Annotated in this window: 17 protein-coding genes; 13 read left to right on the top strand and 4 right to left on the bottom strand. The window is 63.4% G+C overall.

Features of this window, described 5'->3' with window-relative positions:
* Window positions 1–11 precede the first annotated feature (11 nt).
* From rpsP to ABY454_RS00275, 9 genes are all read left to right on the top strand, one after another.
* Window positions 12–554 carry a 30S ribosomal protein S16 gene (gene rpsP, locus ABY454_RS00315; protein ID WP_372928164.1) on the top strand — a complete coding sequence of 181 codons (543 nt, stop codon included), beginning with the start codon at window positions 12–14 and terminating at the stop codon, window positions 552–554.
* Window positions 555–575: 21 nt separating this feature from the next.
* Window positions 576–1,115, top strand: a complete 540-nt coding sequence (rimM, locus tag ABY454_RS00310; RefSeq protein ID WP_372928163.1) for a ribosome maturation factor RimM — start codon at window positions 576–578, stop codon at window positions 1,113–1,115.
* 4 nt (window positions 1,116–1,119) lie between these two features.
* Window positions 1,120–1,824, top strand: coding sequence for a tRNA (guanosine(37)-N1)-methyltransferase TrmD (gene trmD / locus ABY454_RS00305; protein ID WP_372928162.1), 705 nt, complete (start codon window positions 1,120–1,122; stop codon window positions 1,822–1,824).
* Between the two features lie 60 nt (window positions 1,825–1,884).
* On the top strand, window positions 1,885–2,205 hold the full coding sequence (locus tag ABY454_RS00300; RefSeq protein ID WP_372928161.1) for a cytochrome c: 321 nt from the start codon (window positions 1,885–1,887) through the stop codon (window positions 2,203–2,205).
* Window positions 2,206–2,399: 194 nt separating this feature from the next.
* Window positions 2,400–3,098: a 50S ribosomal protein L19 gene (gene rplS / locus ABY454_RS00295; protein ID WP_372928159.1), complete on the top strand. Its 699-nt coding sequence runs from the start codon at window positions 2,400–2,402 to the stop codon at window positions 3,096–3,098.
* A gap of 170 nt (window positions 3,099–3,268) precedes the next feature.
* Window positions 3,269–4,675, top strand: a complete 1,407-nt coding sequence (gene leuC / locus ABY454_RS00290; RefSeq protein WP_372928157.1) for a 3-isopropylmalate dehydratase large subunit — start codon at window positions 3,269–3,271, stop codon at window positions 4,673–4,675.
* Between the two features lie 25 nt (window positions 4,676–4,700).
* On the top strand, window positions 4,701–5,471 hold the full coding sequence (locus tag ABY454_RS00285; protein ID WP_372928156.1) for a class I SAM-dependent methyltransferase: 771 nt from the start codon (window positions 4,701–4,703) through the stop codon (window positions 5,469–5,471).
* Window positions 5,468–5,875, top strand: coding sequence for a metallopeptidase family protein (locus tag ABY454_RS00280; protein WP_372928155.1), 408 nt, complete (start codon window positions 5,468–5,470; stop codon window positions 5,873–5,875). Before ABY454_RS00285 ends, ABY454_RS00280 begins: the two co-directional genes overlap by 4 nt.
* Window positions 5,876–6,005: 130 nt before the next feature.
* Window positions 6,006–6,626 carry a hypothetical protein gene (locus tag ABY454_RS00275; RefSeq protein WP_372928154.1) on the top strand — a complete coding sequence of 207 codons (621 nt, stop codon included), beginning with the start codon at window positions 6,006–6,008 and terminating at the stop codon, window positions 6,624–6,626.
* Between the two features lie 33 nt (window positions 6,627–6,659).
* On the opposite strand, the gene ABY454_RS00270 is transcribed toward ABY454_RS00275, so the two are convergent.
* Window positions 6,660–6,983 (bottom strand): hypothetical protein, encoded by a 324-nt coding sequence (locus ABY454_RS00270; RefSeq protein WP_372928153.1) that lies wholly within the window; start codon window positions 6,981–6,983, stop codon window positions 6,660–6,662.
* A 12-nt stretch (window positions 6,984–6,995) separates the two neighbouring features.
* Window positions 6,996–7,391 (bottom strand): PH domain-containing protein, encoded by a 396-nt coding sequence (locus ABY454_RS00265; protein ID WP_372928152.1) that lies wholly within the window; start codon window positions 7,389–7,391, stop codon window positions 6,996–6,998.
* Window positions 7,392–7,511: 120 nt separating this feature from the next.
* Here ABY454_RS00265 and leuD point away from each other — a divergent pair, with 120 nt between their 5' ends.
* On the top strand, window positions 7,512–8,117 hold the full coding sequence (gene leuD, locus ABY454_RS00260; RefSeq protein WP_372928151.1) for a 3-isopropylmalate dehydratase small subunit: 606 nt from the start codon (window positions 7,512–7,514) through the stop codon (window positions 8,115–8,117).
* A gap of 16 nt (window positions 8,118–8,133) precedes the next feature.
* Here the strand turns inward: leuD and ABY454_RS00255 are convergent, their stop codons facing one another.
* Window positions 8,134–8,553, bottom strand: a complete 420-nt coding sequence (locus tag ABY454_RS00255; RefSeq protein WP_372928150.1) for a hypothetical protein — start codon at window positions 8,551–8,553, stop codon at window positions 8,134–8,136.
* An 81-nt stretch (window positions 8,554–8,634) separates the two neighbouring features.
* Here ABY454_RS00255 and leuB point away from each other — a divergent pair, with 81 nt between their 5' ends.
* The 3 genes from leuB to ABY454_RS00240 all read left to right on the top strand — a co-directional run bounded on the left by leuB (window position 8,635) and on the right by ABY454_RS00240 (window position 11,495).
* Entirely contained in the window at window positions 8,635–9,741 is a 1,107-nt protein-coding gene (leuB, locus tag ABY454_RS00250) for a 3-isopropylmalate dehydrogenase (protein ID WP_372928149.1), read from the top strand.
* Between the two features lie 5 nt (window positions 9,742–9,746).
* Window positions 9,747–10,403 carry a hypothetical protein gene (locus ABY454_RS00245; protein WP_372928148.1) on the top strand — a complete coding sequence of 219 codons (657 nt, stop codon included), beginning with the start codon at window positions 9,747–9,749 and terminating at the stop codon, window positions 10,401–10,403.
* A gap of 66 nt (window positions 10,404–10,469) precedes the next feature.
* Window positions 10,470–11,495, top strand: coding sequence for an aspartate-semialdehyde dehydrogenase (locus tag ABY454_RS00240; protein ID WP_372928147.1), 1,026 nt, complete (start codon window positions 10,470–10,472; stop codon window positions 11,493–11,495).
* On the opposite strand, the gene ABY454_RS00235 is transcribed toward ABY454_RS00240, so the two are convergent.
* Complete coding sequence (locus tag ABY454_RS00235; protein WP_372928146.1) at window positions 11,492–12,130, bottom strand: carbonic anhydrase; 639 nt, start codon at window positions 12,128–12,130, stop codon at window positions 11,492–11,494. The two genes, ABY454_RS00240 and ABY454_RS00235, sit on opposite strands and share 4 nt — an antisense overlap.
* Window positions 12,131–12,319 lie beyond the last annotated feature (189 nt).

The following is a 12,319-nucleotide window of genomic DNA, read 5'->3' as shown; positions in this document are numbered from 1 at the left end:
AGAAAGAAACTATGTCCCTGAAGATCAGACTGTCGCGGGCCGGCGCCAAGAAGCGCCCGTTCTACCGCATCGTCATTGCCGACTCGCGCAGCCCGCGCGATGGCCGCTACATCGAGAGGATCGGCACGTTCAATCCGCTGCTGCCGAAGGACTCCGACGAGCGCGTCAACCTGGACACCGATCGCGTGAAGCATTGGCTGTCGCACGGCGCGCTGCCGACCGACCGCGTGCTCCGCTTCCTCGACGCCGAAGGCATCATGAAGCGTGAGCCGCGCAACAACCCGCAAAAGGCCAAGCCGGGCCAGAAGCGCCTCGATCGCGAGGAGGAAAAGGCCAAGGCAGTTGAGGCTGCGAAGGCCGCGAAGGAAGAAGAGAAGGCCGCCGCTGCAGAGGCTGAGAAGGCTGCTGCCGAAACCGCGGCAGATGACGCCGCCGCTGCCGAGGAAGAAGCCTCGGTCGAGGCCGTAGACAAGACCGCCGCGGAAGAGTCTGCCGAGGCTGAAGCGCCTGCGAAGGACGCTCCTGCCGAGGACGAGGCCGAGAAGTCCGAGTAGCCTTCAAAAGAGGTCACGACCTTGGGCGACAATTCGGAGCGGGTGCTACTTGGCGAAATCGGCGCGGCCCAAGGGCTGAAGGGCGAGGTTCGCCTGCGTTCCTATACGGCAACGCCGGCCGACATCGCCGCCTACGGTCCGCTCCAGGACGAGACGGGTGCGACGTCGATCGAGATCGAGCGCGCCCGCGTTACGCCCAAAGCGCTCATCGTCCGCATCAAAGGCGTGAGTACGCGAGAGGCCGCCGAGGCGCTGACCGGTACGAAGCTCTATGTGCCACGTACGCGGTTGCCTGAGCACGGGACGGATGAATGGTACGTCGCCGACTTGATCGGCCTCGAAGCAGTGGGCAAGGACGGCACTGTGCTCGGCAGCGTGGTGGCGGTGCATAACTTCGGCGCGAGCGACATCGTCGAGGTCGCGCCCGCGAGCGGAGGCGAAAACCTCCTCGTCGCTTTCACCGACGAGACCGTGCCGGAGGTAGACATTGAGAATGGGCGGTTGACGCTGGTGCCGCCAAGGGTCCTTGAGGATGAGCCGGAGAACGGCGGCGAGGAATGATCCGATGACCTGGCGCGCCACGGTCCTCACGCTCTTCCCCGAAATGTTTCCGGGGCCGCTGGGCTTGAGCCTCGCCGGCAAGGCACTTGGCGACGGGAAATGGGCGCTTCAGACCAGCGATATTCGCGACTTCGCCACCGACAAGCACCGCTCCGTGGACGACACGCCGGCGGGCGGCGGTGCCGGCATGGTGATGCGGGCCGACATCGCTGCGGCCGCCATCGATGCGGGCCGGGCCGATGCCGCGCCCGGCACGCCTGCGATCTACCTGTCGCCGCGCGGCGCGCCGCTCACGCAAGCCCGCGCGCACGAACTCGCGCAGGGCCCTGGCGTGCTGCTGCTCTGCGGCCGCTTCGAGGGCGTCGATCAGCGCGTCTTGGAGGCGCGCGACATCGAGGAGATCTCCATCGGCGACTATGTGCTCTCCGGTGGCGAACTCGCGGCCCAAGTTCTGATCGACGCGGTCGTGCGGCTGCTGCCGGGTGTCGCCGGCAACGAAGGCTCGCTCACCGAGGAGAGCTTCGCGGCAGGGCTTTTGGAGTACCCGCACTACACCAAGCCCCGGGAGTGGGAAGGCCGGGCCATCCCCGAGGTGCTGCTCTCCGGCGACCACGAAAAAATCGCAGAATGGCGCCGAAAACAGGCCGAAGCCCTGACCAAGGCCCGAAGGCCGGATCTTTGGGCCAAGCGCGGCAAATCCCAATCTTGATCGAAGTCAGGGCGGCGGCGCCTGCAACGCCCAAACTCGCTGCAAAAGAAGGAGTTGGGCATGAAAGCGATGACGCTGCTCGCTGCCGCCATGGCGGCCGGGCTCCCCCAGGGAACGGCGGCTCAGGACGCCGATATCGCCGCCGGGAAGGCCTATGCCGAGACGATCTGCGCCGCCTGCCACGCAATTCTGCCGGACGAGGAGGTCTCGCCGCTTCTCGCAGCGACGCCCTTCCAGGAGGTCGCCAACACAAGGGGCATGACCGAATTGGCGCTCACCGTCTGGCTGCAGAGCTCCCACCCCACCATGCCCAACATCATTTTGGAGCAGGACGACATGCGAAACGTGGTCGCCTATATCCGCAGCCTCAAGGGCGGGTGAGCGTCCAGCCTGCCTCCCCTTGCGAGGGGAGCGATTCTGCTAGGAAAATCCATCGACAAGGGCGAGAAGCTGGGCTAGGAAAGCCCCGCTGGTTGCTGGATTTTGCCACGCACCCGGTACTTTCGATCAATCAAAAAGAATGGCGTACGTGAGGGGCCAAAGGCCTCGGCAGGCGCCCGTGAAAGGCATAAAAGATGGATATTATCGCCCAGCTCGAGAAAGAGCAGGTCGCCGAGCGCCTTGATAAGCGCTCCGTGCCGGAGTTCGGACCCGGCGACACCGTCCGCGTCAACGTGAAAGTCGTAGAAGGCGAGCGCTCGCGCATTCAGGCCTATGAAGGCGTATGCATTGGCCGCGCCGGCGGCGGCATCCACGAGAACTTCACCGTCCGCAAGATTTCCTACGGCGAGGGCGTGGAGCGTGTGTTCCCGATCCATTCGCCGCTGATCGACTCCATCGAGGTGGTGCGCCACGGCCGTGTGCGCCGCGCCAAGCTCTACTACCTGCGTGGCCGCCGCGGTAAGGCCGCCCGCATCCCCGAGCGCAAAGACGTGCGCGCCAAGAAGCAGAAGGGCAAGGCCTTCAAGGGCTTCACCAGGCCCAAGGGCCAACCTGACGATCTGAAGCTGATCGCCGGCATCACCGAGGACCTGGAGAAGAAGCTCAACAAGCTGGGGCTCACCAAGTTCGAGCAGATCGCCAACCTAACCGACGACGAGATCGCACAGGTCGACGATGCCCTCTCCCTTGGCGACAAGATCGAGAAAGACGACTGGTCGGCGAAGGCCGTCGCGCTGATGGCCGAGACCACGGCCGACGAGGTTCCCGCCGCCGACGAAGGCGAAGCGGCTCCGGCGGAAGCGGAAGCCGAAAAGTCCGAGAAACAGGACTAGCGTTTCATCGCTGTCGTGGCCGGGCGTGTCCCGGCCATCCACGATTTCCCGCCGACAGGCCCCAAGACGTGGATGCCCGGCACAAGCCCGGGCATGACGCATGGTTGGCAAGCGGCCCTTCAATCGCTATCTGACGCTTACGACAACGTCCGAAACGAGACCCTGAAAACATGGCGAAGCCCCGCACCCTGTACGACAAGATCTGGGACGAACACCTGGTCCACGAGGCGCCGGACGGCACCAGCCTGATCTATATCGACCGTCATCTGGTGCATGAGGTGACGAGCCCGCAGGCCTTCGAGGGCCTGCGCATAGCGGGCCGCAACGTGCGCAGCCCCGAAAAGACGCTTGCCGTGGTCGATCACAACGTACCGACGACGGACCGCTCCAAAGGCATCGACGATCCTGAATCCAAGATCCAGATCGACGCGCTGGCGCAGAACGCGGAAGATTTCGGCATCGACTACTACCACGAGCTCGACAAGCGCCAGGGCATCGTCCACGTGGTCGGCCCCGAGCAAGGCTTTACGCTTCCCGGCACCACCATCGTGTGCGGTGACAGCCACACCTCGACGCACGGGGCCTTTGGCGCCTTGGCGCATGGCATCGGCACCTCCGAGGTGGAGCACGTGCTCGCGACCCAGACGCTAATCCAGAAGAAAGCCAAGAACATGCTGGTGCGCGTCGACGGCAAACTGCCCGAAGGCGTCACCGCCAAGGACATCATCCTCGCCATCATCGGCGAGATCGGCACGGCCGGCGGCACTGGGCACGTCATCGAATATGCCGGCGAGGCCATCCGTGACCTCTCGATCGAAGGGCGCATGACCGTCTGCAACATGTCGATCGAGGGCGGCGCCCGCGCCGGGCTCATCGCACCCGACGAAAAGACCTTCGCCTATATCGAAGGCCGGCCGCGCACGCCCAAAGGCGGCGCCTTCGAGGTAGCGAAAGCACACTGGGAGGCGCTTTACTCCGATGAGGGCGCCAACTTCGATGCCGAAGTGGTACTGCGCGCCGAGAACCTGCCGCCTATCGTGTCTTGGGGAACAAGCCCGGAGCAAGTCGTCTCCGTTGCCGGCCGCGTTCCGGTTCCCTCCGAGATCGACGACCCAACCAAGCGTAAAGCCGCGGAGCGCGCGCTTGACTATATGGGCCTGAAGGGCGGTGAAAAGGTCACCGACATTGCGCTGGACCGCATCTTCATCGGCTCATGCACCAATGGCCGTATCGAAGACTTGCGCGCCGTGGCGAAAATCGTCGAAGGCCAGCACGTCAATGAGAACCTGAACGCCATGATCGTGCCGGGGTCGGGTCTGGTGAAGCTCCAAGCCGAGGAAGAAGGTCTCGACACGATCTTCAAAGCGGCGGGCTTTGAGTGGCGCGAGCCGGGTTGCTCCATGTGTCTTGCCATGAACCCCGACAAGCTCAGCCCTGGCGAACGCTGTGCGTCCACCTCGAACCGCAACTTCGAAGGCCGCCAGGGCCGCCTTGGCCGCACGCATCTGGTGTCGCCGCAAATGGCCGCGGCCGCCGCGATTGCCGGACGCTTCGTCGACGTTCGCGAGACGTCCTAGCCGATCCCCGTCGCTGGGAGCTCACGTGACGTCCCTGTCTCAAAAAAAGTTCGGAGAGGCCGCCGCCGACTACGCAGGCTCGTCCACGCATGCGGAAGGTCCTTCGCTCGCCCGGCTCGCCGAACTCATCGCACCGGAGCCCACCTGGCGACATCTCGACGTCGGGACAGGCGCCGGCCACACTGCGCTCGCCTTCGCCGACCAAGTGGCCAAGGTCACCGCGAGCGACATCACGCCGGAAATGCTTCAGGAGGTCCGGAAGGCCGCCGAGAAACGCGGCCTCGGCAATGTGGCGACGCGGCAAGCGAACGCCCAAGACCTTCCCTTCCCCGACACCAGCTTCCACTTGGTGACCTGCCGGCTCGCCGCGCATCACTTCGCCAATCCGAGAAGCTTCGTTGCGGAGGCCGCGCGGGTGATGATCCCCGGCGGCACGTTCGCGTTTGTCGACAACATCTCGCCGAGCGACGAGGCGCTGGCCTCCGCCTACAACGCCTTTGAGAGCTTGCGCGATCCGCGCCACGGCCGCTGCCTCAGCCTCGCCGAGTGGAGCACGCTGATCGAGGATGCGGGGCTGACGCTTACCTCGGCCGAAGTGCTGGACAAGGACATCGCCTTCGATCCGTGGGTTGCGCGCATGCGCTGCACCGATGCCGTGATCGCGCGACTGAAGGAGATACTGACCGGAGAGCCGTTGCGGGAGCTCTTGCACCCACGCGAGACGACGGACGGGCTGACCTTCACTTTGCGTGAAGCGATCGTGATCGCGCAGAAGCCGGCAGAGGCCCATCGATGATCGATCTGAACAAGCATCGCGCGCCGAGCCTCACCGAGTTCGAGACCATCGCCAATACCGCATTCAAGCGCCTGCCGGCGGCATTCCGCGACATGACCAAGGATGTCCTCATTCGCATCGAGGAGTTCCCCACCGACGAGGTCCTGGACTCCCTTGGCATCGACTCGCCCTTCGGGCTGCTCGGCCTCTACCAAGGTGTCGACCTTACGCGGCAGAGCATTCTCGACGTTTCGCCTTTGCCAGAGATGATTTTTCTCTATCGCCGCCCCATCCTCGACTATTGGGCATCGCACGAGGAAAAGCTGGGCGACATCATCACCCACGTGCTGGTGCACGAGATCGGCCACCATTTTGGGTTGTCGGACGACGACATGGAGCGCATCGAATCCGAGGCCACAGCCTAGCCCAAAGTCTGCCGGAATTTGCAGGCTTCCTCCACACTGAGGCCGGAAGGCAACAGGTGACGCGCCTTGAGCAACAGATGCCGCGCGGTAATTGCGCGGATACCTTTCGGCGCATAGAGTAGGACCCATCATGTTTCCCAGGCGGGCGATCTACCAGTTTTCTGCGGCTTTCGGCCTCGCGCTTGCGGTCTTTGCGAGCGGCGGCTCACCTGTGCGCGCGCAGGAGTTCGTCTACCGCGGCAACAGCGCAACCGGCCCCACCGTCGCACAATATTTGGAGCAAATCGGGCCCGCCGGAAAAGAGATTCCCCACGGCCAGCTCAAGCTCGACGGCAAGTCCGTCAATTGCGGCAAGCGGCCGACGGTGCTGAACCCCAATTTCGACTCCTGGGGCGGCGCCTTCCCGGGCTTCCTCATTCTCAACACCAAGAAGATCAAAGGGCTCTCCACCCAGGTGAAGCTCTACATCTACTCCCACGAATGCGGTCACCAGTTCATCGGCGCTAACGAGACGAAGGCCGACTTGTTCGCCATCCGGCGTGGCGTCAAATGGGGCTGGCTGAACGCGCAAGGGCTCGAGGAGATCTGCATCTTTATCTCCAAGCTCAAAGGTGACGCGGTGCACCCGCCTGGAACGCAGCGATGCGAGACGATGCGCACCTATTATCGTCAGCTGGTCGCCGGCAACGATCAGCATCGGGCCGGCACCAGTTCCAATTGGCGGCCCACGACACTGGGTCCGTCCAACTAGCGGAACGCTTCGCGGCGAAAGCCGCACGGACGCCTAGAAGATCCAGGCGATTATCAACCAGAACACCACAAAAAAGATCAGGAAGCCGACAATGGTGAAGGGCAGCTCGCCTAAAATGGCATCGCCACCCGAGGCCACGGTCATCACCAGGATCGCCACGAAGGACACCGCGAACGAAATGACCGCGGCGTTCTTCAGCCCGAGACCTTCGGAGAAGGGATCCGCCTCGCCCATCATATTGGTGGCGTAGTAGAGCCCGGCCGCACCCATCGCCACCAAGAGGATCAGCGCCAGCGCGCCGGCGATGAAGAGCTTGGTCGCCTCTTTCCGGTCTTGCCGGTCTCCCTCGCCTGCCATGCAGCCTCCGTCCTAATTGTCCCCGGCCATGGCCTGAGCCCGGCTGATCGCCTCGCGCACCTGGTGCGGATCGGGCAAGTCGTCGACGGTGAACTCAGGCTCGTCGCCCGCCGTTTTGATCTCGATCGTGCCGACGCCGAGAATGCGGTTGATGAAACCCTGGCTCACCTGCACCGAGCGCACATGCCGCAGCGACACCGCCAGCCGCTCCTTGCTCAAAATGCCCCGCTCGTAGAGGAGCGAGTGCTCCGTCACCGAAAGCGCCGTGGCGCGGGTCGTGATGTACCAATACAGCAAAATGAAGAGGCCGATCCCGAACGCGGCAATCAGGAGCACGAACAAAATGAACCAGAAAGGATGCGCCCGGAACATCGCCGGATGCGCCTCGTAGATAACCTCTCCCGCCATTCTGTTGCCTCCCGTTGGGCTGAGGACCTTAAGCCGCACCATGGCCTGAGAAAAGCGCGGATACGTGACGGTGGAAACGCGGGCCCTGAGCCGCTATATGGCTCACATAAGAGGACAGCGATGGAAAAATTCACAACGTTCACGGGCATCGCCGCCCACCTGCCGATGATCAATGTCGACACCGACATGATCATCCCCAAGCAGTACCTGAAGACGATCAAGCGCACCGGCCTTGGCGAAGGCCTGTTCGCTGAGTTGCGCTACGACGAGGCTGGCGAGAAGCTGCCCGACTTCGTGCTGCACCAGGCGCCTTACACGGACGCGAAGATCCTCATCGCCGGCGAGAATTTCGGCTGCGGCTCGTCGCGCGAGCATGCACCCTGGGCGCTGCTCGACTTCGGCTTCCGCTGCGTCATCGCCCCGTCCTTCGCCGACATCTTCTATAACAACTGCTTCAAGAACGGCATCTTGCCGATCACCCTGCCGCAAGAAGAGATCGACAAGCTGATCGACGACGCGGCCCGCGGCGACAATGCGCGGCTCACCGTCGACTTGGAGGCCCAGGAGATCCGCGGTCCCGACGGCGGCGCGATCAAATTCGACGTCGACCCGCACAGAAAGCGCTGCCTCATCGAAGGGCTCGACGATATCGGCCTCACCCTGGAGAAGTCCGAGCACATCGATAAGTTCGAGAAGGGCTCGGCCTTAAGCCGCCCCTGGGCGTAAGGGCTCAAGCCGCCCGCTACTCGAAGGGAATGCCGTCGGTCTCCTGCTCGGCGATGCTCTCGCCGCCGCGGGTGACCGTTACCTTTGCCGTATAGCTGCCTTTCGGCCAGCCGCCGGCCGGGACGCCGGTCTTGCCCGCCTGGAGCAGCAAGGCGTCCTCGTCCGCCTCAAGCTCGCGCGCATTATGCATCAGAGACTTGCCGTCCTTGTTGAGATGGACCTCGACCTTGTCGCCCTTCTTGGCATGGGCGACCAGCACATAGGCGACGCCGCCCGTGTCCAATTTCGGGGCCGCCGGCGTCGCGCCCCCTTCCAGCTCCGCCTCGGAGACCGGATGGTCCGCAAGGCCAAGCGCCACGACGGTGGTATCCTGTGCCAAAGACCCGCTACTGGCTCCCAGGATCAAAAGGGCGGCAAACAGCACTCTTGTCAGCATGTCTCACTCCCGTTACCCAAAGCCGCCGGCTGGTTCCGGCGCGATTAGCGTGATGCTTTAGCACAAGACGGATTTCAATTCATGGCGTCATACAAAGTCTTAATGTTGCCCGGCGACGGCATCGGGCCCGAGGTAATGGGCGAGGTGGAGCGCTTCGTCGATTGGGTGAACGGCTCTGGCCTTGCTTCAATCGAGACCGAGACGGACCTGGTCGGCGGCTGCGCCTTCGACTCTCATGGCGAGGCGATTTCCGACGCCGCCATGAAGACCGCGCACGACGCCGACGCAGTGATGCTGGGCGCCGTGGGCGGCCCCAAATGGGACGGCGTTCCGTACGACAAGCGGCCCGAGGCCGGGCTGTTGCGCCTGCGCAAGGACCTGGAGCTGTTCGCCAACTTGCGCCCCGCCATCTGCTACCCGGCGCTGGCCGACGCCTCGTCCTTGAAGCGCGAACTGGTCGACGGCCTCGACATCATGATCGTGCGCGAGCTGACCGGCGGCGTCTATTTCGGCGAGCCCAAAGAGATCACCGACCTCGGGGACGGCCAGAAGCGTGCGGTCGACACGCAAGTTTACGAGACCTACGAGATCGAACGCATCGCCGCTGTCGCCTTCGACCTGGCGCGCAAGCGCGGCAATCTCGTGCATTCCGCCGAGAAGCGGAACGTCATGAAGACGGGCGTGCTGTGGAACGAGGTCGTCACACAGGTCCACAAGGACAAATACGCGGACGTGACGCTGGAGCACATTCTCGCCGACAACTGCGCCATGCAATTGGTGCGCGCGCCCAAGCAGTTCGACGTGATCGTCACCGACAATCTGTTCGGTGACGTGTTGTCCGATGAAGCCGCCATGGCCACGGGCTCGCTCGGCATGCTGCCTTCCGCGTCGCTTGGCGCTGAGGACGACGCCGGCCGGCGCCGCGCGCTATACGAGCCGGTCCATGGCTCCGCGCCCGATATTGCGGGCCAAGGCGCGGCGAACCCCATCGCCACCATTGCCAGCTTCGCCATGTGCCTGCGCTATTCCTTCGATCTCGGCGAGGCGGCCGATAGAATCGAGAAAGCGATCGCGGATGTGCTAGATCAGGGCTTGCGAACCGGCGATATCCGCCAGGACGGCTGCAAGACCGTCGGGACGCGCGAAATGGGTGATGCCATCATTGGGGCGCTAAACATTGGCAGTTGAGAGCCATGACAAAGCATTTCGGCCTGGCTGTGATTGCGATTTTCCTGCTTGGCGTGAGTGCTGACACGCTCGCCGCCGAGGACCTCGGACCGCAGGTCAACTCCAACCGCGGGCCGACGCCGCAAGAGCGGGCGCAGAAGGCGGCCCGCGAGGCCTGCAGGATCGAGATCTGCGACATCATCGAGACCCGCGAGCGGCAAGGGCCGGACATCTCGTGCGATATCGGCTGGACGTGGCGCACCGACGAAATCGCCGAGGCGATGGCGGGCCGGCTCGACTGGGCCTGGGGCAAGATCACCTGCCAATCGGACCTGCGTCTAGACCGCGCGGCGATCGCCAAGGCCATGAGCGCGCCCCAGGCCACGATCAGGGTCGCACCGCATACAATTCACTGCGACCTGCAGCAGGACGGCGAGCCTTACGTAGTCGAGATCGAGCTTGAACCCACATTCAGGTTCAAGAACGGCAAGGCGACGGAAGCCAAGGTCAAATGGGGCGATGTGTCGGCGCCCGCGGCGATCTACCCGGGGCTCTATGCCGCGACGGGGCTCGACAACAAGACCAATTTTCTGGGGCCGGAGTTCGTGCACCAGATCAACAAATTCGTCCGCAAGGACTGTGCGGCGGTGAGAGACAAGCTGCCCGGGCGGCGCGTCAACTAGCGCAGGCAAGGCCACCTTTACTTTCCCTGCCCCTTGCCCTTTAAGACGGCCCAAGGAGTTTTGATCATGGGTTACAAAGTCGCCGTCATCGGCGCGACCGGCAATGTCGGGCGCGAGATGCTAAATATTCTGGCCGAGCGGGAATTCCCCGCCGACGAGGTCATTCCGCTCGCCTCGCGCCGCTCCATCGGCGTCGAAGTTTCCTACGGCGACGCTCGCCTGAAGTGCCGCGACCTGGAGAATTTCGACTTTACCGGCGTCGACTTCGCACTGATGTCGGCGGGCTCCGCCATCTCTAAGGAATGGTCGCCCAAGATCGGCGCGCAGGGCTGCGTGGTCATCGATAACTCGTCGTTCTGGCGCTATGACCCGGACGTGCCGTTGATCGTGCCGGAAGTGAATGCCGACGCCATCGCCGGCTTCACCAAGAAGAACATCATCGCCAATCCGAATTGCTCGACGGCCCAGCTCGTCGTGGTGCTGAAGCCGCTGCACGACGCCGCGAAGATCAAGCGCGTGGTCTGCTCCACCTACCAATCCGTCTCTGGCGCGGGCAAGGACGCCATGGACGAGCTGTGGAATCAGACCAAGGGGATTTTCGTCACCGAACCTCCCGAGCCGGAGAAGTTCACCAAGCAGATCGCCTTCAACGTCATCCCGCATATCGACGTCTTCCTCGACGATGGCTCGACCAAGGAAGAGTGGAAGATGGTGGCCGAGACCAAGAAGATCCTCGATCCCAAGATCAAGCTGACCGCGACATGCGTGCGCGTGCCGGTGTTTGTCGGCCACGCCGAAGCGGTTAACATCGAGTTCGAGACGCCGTTCTCCACCGAGGAAGCGCGCGAGGTCTTACGCGAGGCACCAGGCGTGCTCGTGGTCGATAAGCGCGAGCCGGGCGGGTATGTCACCCCCGTGGAATGCGTTGGCGACTACGCGACGTTCGTAAGCCGCATTCGCGACGACCAGACCGTCGACAATGGCCTGTCGCTTTGGTGCGTCTCGGATAATTTGCGCAAAGGCGCGGCGCTCAACACGATCCAGATCGCCGAGGCCATGATCGAGCGCGACCTGCTGAAGAAGGCCGCTTAAGCGCAGCCGTCTTCAGGAAGCGGCGCGAAACTATCGGCTTTCTCGTCGAGCGCCAGAACCGTCCCGCTGCCAATATCGAAGTGGAGCCCGTGCAGTTTGAGCAGGCCCGCCGCCTCGCGCTCTTTCAACGCATCGAAGCTGCGCAAATTAGCGAGCGACTGCCGGACGCCGGCGAGCTCGAACGCTGTCTCCTCGCTGAACGCGTCGAGATCGCCCTTATGCACATCGAGCCCATCGAGGACCGTGAGCCAGCGGCCGATGAAGCGCGTCTCGTCGGCTTTACCCTTGAGCGTTTGGCGATAGGCGGCAACGCCCCCGCATTGCGAATGGCCGAGCACGATGACGTTCGGCACGTTGAGCGCGGTGACGGCATATTCCACTGCCGCGCTAGTGGCATGGAGACCGCTGTCCGGCTCAAACGTTGGGACGAGGTTGGCGACGTTGCGCATGACGAACAGATCGCCCGGGTCCGTATCGAAAATCGCCGAGACGTCCACGCGGGAATCGCAGCAGGCGATCACCATGGCCCCAGGCGACTGGCCACCAGCGAGTTTCCGGTAACGCGCTTCGTCCTGCGCATAGCGGCCGCTGCGGAAACGTCGATATCCTTCAAGAAGTGATTTTGGTAGGGGCAAGACAAATCCTCAAAACAAGACAAATCCTCAGATAATCAAACGCTTCAAGATTCCAGCCCAAGCCGTCAGCGTCCAGCAGGACTTTGGGGCAGAACTGAGCGGCGCAACCGATTATGGCGATGCGTCCGTATGGCTGCACCTGTCACCACCCTGTCATGATCGCACGGAACGCGCCGGTCAACCGGCGCG

Source organism: Methyloceanibacter sp., from assembly GCF_041573655.1.
Taxonomy (GTDB): domain Bacteria; phylum Pseudomonadota; class Alphaproteobacteria; order Rhizobiales; family Methyloligellaceae; genus Methyloceanibacter.
This window is presented reverse-complemented; position numbering and strand designations above follow the sequence as displayed.

Bases quoted from the DNA above. Each gene is read 5' to 3' on its own strand.
- rpsP (WP_372928164.1), top strand. From the start codon at position 12: ATGTCCCTGAAGATCAGACTGTCGCGGGCCGGCGCCAAGAAGCGCCCG.
- trmD (WP_372928162.1), top strand. From the start codon at position 1,120: ATGACCTGGCGCGCCACGGTCCTCACGCTCTTCCCCGAAATGTTTCCG.
- ABY454_RS00300 (WP_372928161.1), top strand. From the start codon at position 1,885: ATGAAAGCGATGACGCTGCTCGCTGCCGCCATGGCGGCCGGGCTCCCC.
- rplS (WP_372928159.1), top strand. From the start codon at position 2,400: ATGGATATTATCGCCCAGCTCGAGAAAGAGCAGGTCGCCGAGCGCCTT.
- leuC (WP_372928157.1), top strand. From the start codon at position 3,269: ATGGCGAAGCCCCGCACCCTGTACGACAAGATCTGGGACGAACACCTG.
- ABY454_RS00280 (WP_372928155.1), top strand. From the start codon at position 5,468: ATGATCGATCTGAACAAGCATCGCGCGCCGAGCCTCACCGAGTTCGAG.
- ABY454_RS00275 (WP_372928154.1), top strand. From the start codon at position 6,006: ATGTTTCCCAGGCGGGCGATCTACCAGTTTTCTGCGGCTTTCGGCCTC.
- ABY454_RS00270 (WP_372928153.1), bottom strand. From the start codon at position 6,983: ATGGCAGGCGAGGGAGACCGGCAAGACCGGAAAGAGGCGACCAAGCTC.
- ABY454_RS00265 (WP_372928152.1), bottom strand. From the start codon at position 7,391: ATGGCGGGAGAGGTTATCTACGAGGCGCATCCGGCGATGTTCCGGGCG.
- leuD (WP_372928151.1), top strand. From the start codon at position 7,512: ATGGAAAAATTCACAACGTTCACGGGCATCGCCGCCCACCTGCCGATG.
- ABY454_RS00255 (WP_372928150.1), bottom strand. From the start codon at position 8,553: ATGCTGACAAGAGTGCTGTTTGCCGCCCTTTTGATCCTGGGAGCCAGT.
- leuB (WP_372928149.1), top strand. From the start codon at position 8,635: ATGGCGTCATACAAAGTCTTAATGTTGCCCGGCGACGGCATCGGGCCC.
- ABY454_RS00245 (WP_372928148.1), top strand. From the start codon at position 9,747: ATGACAAAGCATTTCGGCCTGGCTGTGATTGCGATTTTCCTGCTTGGC.
- ABY454_RS00240 (WP_372928147.1), top strand. From the start codon at position 10,470: ATGGGTTACAAAGTCGCCGTCATCGGCGCGACCGGCAATGTCGGGCGC.